The organism is Streptomyces sp. NPDC048171 (assembly GCF_043202655.1).
Taxonomy (GTDB): Bacteria; Actinomycetota; Actinomycetes; order Streptomycetales; family Streptomycetaceae; genus Streptomyces.
Window position 1 is genome coordinate 1 of sequence record NZ_JBIDAU010000035.1, and the last position, 5,963, is coordinate 5,963.

1 protein-coding gene is annotated in these 5,963 nt (G+C 67.8%); it reads left to right on the top strand.

All coding sequences use genetic code 11. The features are described 5' to 3' along the window. Positions 1–67 precede the first annotated feature (67 nt). A partial coding sequence (locus tag ACGF3J_RS38650; protein WP_393856120.1) for an amino acid adenylation domain-containing protein occupies positions 68–5,963 on the top strand: 5,896 nt, incomplete at its 3' end.

Genomic DNA, 5,963 nt, shown 5'->3' on the forward strand with positions numbered 1-5,963 from the left:
TGTGGGGTCGGGGTCGGGTTCGGTGCCGGGGGTGTTGCCGATTGGGCGGCCGTTGGAGAACACGCGGGTGTATGTGCTGGATGGTGGTCTGGAGCTGGTGCCGCCGGGTGTTGTGGGGGAGCTGTATGTGGCGGGTATGGGCCTGGCGCGTGGGTATCACGAGCGGCCGGGGCTGACGGCTGAGCGGTTTGTTGCGTGCCCGTTCGGCGGTTCGGGTGGGCGGATGTATCGGACCGGTGACCTGGCGCGGTGGACCGCGGATGGGCAGTTGGTCTTCGTGGGCCGTGCGGATGATCAGGTGAAGGTGCGTGGGTTCCGGGTGGAGCCGGGTGAGGTGGAGGGGGTACTGGCCGCGCATCCGGGGGTGGGCCAGGCGGTGGTGGTCGCACGCGAGGATGGCCCGGGAGACAAGCGTCTCGTCGCATATGTGGTTCCTAATACTGGCGAGATCACAGCAGCGGACTTGCGTACCTATGTGGGCGCTCGGTTGCCGGAGTTCATGGTGCCGTCGGCGGTGGTGGTGCTGGATGAGCTGCCGTTGTCGGTGAACGGCAAGGTGGACCGGGCGGCGCTCCCTGCCCCGGAGTATTCGTCTGGCGCTGGGCGGGGTCCTGCCACGGTGGCGGAGGAGTTGGTGTGTCAGGTGTTCGGTGAGGTGCTGGGTGTGGAGCGGGTGGGGGTGGAGGACAACTTCTTTGAGCTGGGTGGGCATTCGTTGCTGGCGGTGTCGTTGGTGCAGCGGCTGCGTGAGCGTGGGTTCGGGGTGTCGGTGCGGGTGTTGTTCGAGGCTCCGACGCCGGCGGCGTTGGCTGCTGCGGGCAGTGGTGGGGGTGTGGTGGAGGTGCCTCCGAATGGGATTCCCGAGCAGGGTGTGGAGGTGATTACGCCGGAGATGCTGCCGCTGGTCGAGCTGACAGCGGCGCAGATCGACTTGGTGTGTGAGTCGGTCGAGGGTGGGGCGGCGAACGTGGCGGATGTGTATCCGCTGGCGCCGTTGCAGGAGGGCATCTTCTTCCACCACCTGCTCACCGGTCGGGGTGAGGCGGACGTCTACCTTGTGCCGATGGTGCTGGGCTTTGACAGTCGTGAGCGGCTGGATGGGTTCTTGGCTGCGTTGCAGCGGGTGGTGGACCGGCATGACATTTATCGGACTGGGTTGGTGTGGGAGGGGTTGCCGGAGCCGGTGCAGGTGGTTCGGCGGCGTGCGGTGGTTCCGGTCACCGAGGTGGTTCTGACCGGGGAGGTTGGTGATCCGGGGGCTGAGCTGCAGGCGCTCGCCGGACGGTGGATGGATCTGCGGCAGGCGCCGTTGTTGCGGGTGCATGTGGCGGCTGAGCCGGGGGGGTCGGGGCGGTGGCTGGGGCTGGTGCAGGTGCACCACCTGCTGCAGGACCACACCGCCGTGGAGGTGGTGCTGAGTGAGGTAGCGCTGCTGATGGAGGGGCGCGGGGATGAGTTGCCGGTGCCGTTGCCGTTCCGGGACTTTGTGGCGCAGGCGCGGTTGGGAGTTTCGCGTGCGGAGCATGAGGAGTTCTTCGCTGAGCTGTTGGGTGATGTGACGGAGTCGACGCTGCCGTTCGGTCTGGCTGATGCTCGTGGTGACGGTACGGGTGTGCGGTCGGCGCGGTTGCGGGTGGATGACGGTCTGGCGGGGCGGGTGCGGGAGCAGGCGCGTGGGCTGGGGGTGAGTCCGGCGACGTTGTTCCATGTGGCGTGGGCGCGGGTGCTGGCGGGTCTGGCGGGGCGGTCGGATGTGGTGTTCGGGACGCTGTTGCTGGGCCGGATGAATGCCGGGCGGGGCGCGGACCGGGTGCCTGGGCCGTTCATGAACACGCTGCCGGTGCGGATGGACGTCGCGGACACGGATGTGGTGGGTGCGGTGCGGGCCATGCAGGCCCAGCTGGCCGGCCTGCTGGTGCACGAGCATGCTCCGCTCGCCCTGGCGCAGAAGGCCAGCGGCGTCCCGGCCTCAGCCCCGCTCTTCACGTCCCTGCTGAACTACCGTCGTGGTCCTCAGTCTGGCGCCGCTTCCACTTCCGCACAGGGCGACCGTCGCGCCTTGGCCGGCGTGGACCTGGTACACAGTCAGGACCTCACGAACTATCCCTTGGCCGTGGCGGTAAATGACGACGGTTCAGGGTTCGGACTCACTACCGATGTGATTGCTCCGGCTGATCCGGGACTCGTGTGCGCATCGCTGCACACCGCCCTGGACGGGCTGATCACTGCGCTGGAAGAAGCTCCCGAAGGAGCACTGCGCGAGATCGCGCTCCTTTCCGGTGCTGAACGCGAGCAGCTGCTGGCGGGCTGGAACGACACCGCCACCAGGGCTTCAGACACCACGCTGGCTCAGCTGTTTGCGGAACAGGTGGCTCGGGACCCGGGTGCGGTTGCGGTGGTGTGTGGGGATGAGCGGTTGTCGTACGGCGAGTTGGATGAGCGGGCGAACCGGCTGGCGGAGGTGTTGACCGGTCGGGGTGTGGGACCGGAGTCGGTAGTGGCGGTCATGCTGGAGCGGTCGGTTGAGCTGGTGGCGGGGCTACTGGCGGTATGGAAGGCCGGTGCTGCCTACCTTCCGGTCGATCCCGGCTATCCCTCTGAACGGATCGCGTTCACGTTGTCCGACGCCCGCCCGTCGTGTGTGCTCACGACGCGTGCGCAGGCTGGTGGATTTCCGGCAGACCTGACCGTGCCCGTGCTTGCCGTCGACGAGGCGGAGCCGGCTGGTAGGGGTGAGTGGTCGAGTCCGGTCCTGACGGCCGGGCATGCGGCGTACGTGATGTATACGTCTGGGTCGACGGGGCGGCCGAAGGGCGTGGTCGTCACCCATGGCGGCCTGGTCAACCACATGTTTTGGATGCAACGGGTGTTCGGGCTGGATGCGTCTGACCGAGTGCTCCACAAGACGCCGTTCGGGTTCGACGCGTCGGTCTGGGAGCTGTGGTGGCCGTTGATGTCCGGGGCGGCGTTGGTGATCGCCGCCCCGGATGGACACCGTGATCCGGCCTATCTGGCGGAGTTGATGCGGCTCGAGGAAGTCACTGTCGCGCAGTTCGTTCCTTCGTTGCTGTCGGCGTTCGCCGCCGAATCCGCGGCGGTCGATTGCACAAGCCTGCGGATGCTGTTCTGCGGTGGCGAGGTATTGCCGGGTGCTTTGCACAAGCGTGTCACCGATCTTCTCAGTGTGGAGTTGTACAACCTGTACGGGCTGACGGAGACGACGGTCGATTCGACGTCTTGGCATGGCAGCCCGAGTGAAGCGCTGGGCGGGAGTGTTCCGATCGGCCGGCCGGTCGACAACACGCGCGTCTATGTCCTGGACCGGTTCCTGGAGCCGGTGCCGCCGGGTGTGGCGGGGGAGCTGTATGTGGCCGGCACGGGTCTGGCACGGGCGTACCACGAGCGACCGGGGCTGACGGCTGAGCGTTTCGTTGCGTGCCCGTTCGGCGGTTCGGGCGAGCGGATGTACCGGACCGGAGACCTGGCGCGGTGGACCGCGGACGGGCAGTTGGTCTTCGTCGGCCGTGCGGACGAACAGGTGAAGATCCGTGGGTTCCGGGTGGAGCCGGGTGAGGTGGAGGGGGTGCTGGCGGCGCATCCGGGGGTGGGCCAGGTGGTGGTGGTCGCGCGTGAGGATGTGCCGGGGGACAAGCGCCTGGTCGCGTACGTGGTCCTCGCGGCTGAGGGTGCGCAGGGTGATGATCTCCGAAGGCTTGCTGCTGCCCGGTTGCCGGAGTTCATGGTGCCGTCGGCGGTGGTGGTGCTGGATGAGTTGCCGTTGTCGGTGAACGGGAAGCTGGACCGGGCGGCCCTGCCCACGCCGGAGTATTCGTCTGCGGGTGGGCGGGGTCCTGCCACGGTGGCCGAAGAGCTGGTGTGTCAGGTGTTCGGTGAGGTGTTGGGCGTCGACCGCGTGGGGGTGGAGGACAACTTCTTTGAGCTGGGTGGGCATTCGTTGCTGGCGGTGTCGTTGGTGCAGCGGTTGCGTGAGCGTGGGTTCGGGGTGTCGGTGCGGGTGTTGTTCGAGGCTCCGACGCCGGCGGCGTTGGCTGCTGCGGGCAGTGGTGGGGGTGTGGTGGAGGTGCCTCCGAATGGGATTCCCGAGCAGGGTGTGGAGGTGATTACGCCGGAGATGCTGCCGCTGGTCGAGCTGACAGCGGCGCAGATCGACTTGGTGTGTGAGTCGGTCGAGGGTGGGGCGGCGAACGTGGCGGATGTGTATCCGCTGGCGCCGTTGCAGGAGGGCATCTTCTTCCATCATCTGCTGGCCGGTCGGGGTGAGGCGGACGTCTACCTTGTGCCGATGGTGCTGGGCTTTGACAGTCGTGAGCGGTTGGATGGGTTCTTGGCTGCGTTGCAGCGGGTGGTGGACCGGCATGACATTTATCGGACTGGGTTGGTGTGGGAGGGGTTGCCGGAGCCGGTGCAGGTGGTTCGGCGGCGTGCGGTGGTTCCGGTCACCGAGGTGGTTCTGACCGGGGAGGGTGGTGATCCGGGGGCTGAGCTGCAGGCGCTCGCCGGACGGTGGATGGATCTGCGGCAGGCGCCGTTGTTGCGGGTGCATGTGGCGGCTGAGCCGGGGGGGTCGGGGCGGTGGCTCGGGCTGGTGCAGGTGCACCACCTGCTGCAGGACCACACGGCGCTGCAGGTGGTGCTTGGTGAGGTCGCAGCACTGATGGAGGGGCGCGGGGATGAGTTGCCGGTGCCGCTGCCGTTCCGGGACTTCGTGGCGCAGGCGCGGTTGGGAGTTTCGCGTGCGGAGCATGAGGAGTTCTTCGCTGAGCTGTTGGGTGATGTGACGGAGCCGACGCTGCCGTTCGGTCTGGCCGATGCTCGTGGTGACGGTACGCGTGTGGAGCAGGCGCGGCTGGTGGTGGATGACGGGCTGGCGGGGCGGGTGCGGGAGCAGGCTCGGGGGCTGGGGGTGAGCCCGGCGACGTTGTTCCACGTCGCGTATGCGCGAGTGCTGGCGAGTCTGGCCGGGCGGTCGGATGTGGTGTTCGGAACAGTGTTGCTGGGCCGGATGAATGCGGGGGTGGGGGCGGAGCGGATTCCGGGGCCGTTCATCAACACCCTTCCGGTGCGGATGGATGTGGCGGGCCTGGATGTGGTGGGTGCGGTACGGGCGATGCAGGCCCAGCTGGCCGGCCTCGTGGTCCACGAGCACGCCCCTCTGGCCCTGGCACAGAAGGCCAGCGGCGTCCCGGCCTCGGCCCCGCTGTTCACCTCGCTATTCAACTATCGCCATGGCGGCCCGTCGGCGGGTGCTGGTGCTTCGGTGCCTGGTGGTGCTGCGGGTGTTGAGTTGCTGTTCGCGCAGGAGCGGACGAACTATCCGCTGGCGGTTGCGGTGGATGATCTCGGGTCTGGGTTTGCGGTGGTGGTTGATGCTGTGGCTCCGGGGGATGCCGGGTTGGTGTGTGAGTTGGTGCAGGTGGCGGTCGGGGAGCTGGTGGGGGCGTTGGAGGATGCGCCGGGGGCGGCGTTGAGTGGTGTGGGTGTGCTGCCGTGGTCGGTGCGGGGGCAGGTGGTGGATGGCTGGAACGACGGTGCTGTGCCGGTGCCTGAGGCGACGTGGGTGGAGCTGTTCGCGGAGCAGGTGGTGCGAGATGCGGGTGCGGTGGCGGTGGTGTGCGGGGATGAGTCGTTGTCGTATGGGGAGTTGGATGAGCGGGCGTCTCGGTTGGCGGGTGTGTTGAGGGGGCGTGGGGTGGGGCCTGAGTCGGTGGTGGGGGTGTTGTTGGAGCGGTCGGTTGATTTGGTGGTGGCGTTGTTGGGTGTGTGGAACGCGGGGGGTGCGTATGTGTTTGTTGATCCGTCGTATCCGGCGGAGCGGGTGAGTGTGGTGCTGGCGGAGGCGGGGCCGGCGTGCGTGGTGACGTCTCGGGCTTTGGCTGGTGGGTTGCCGGGTGGTGTGGGTGTGCCGGTGGTGTGTGTGGATGATCCGGGCGTGGAGTCTGCGC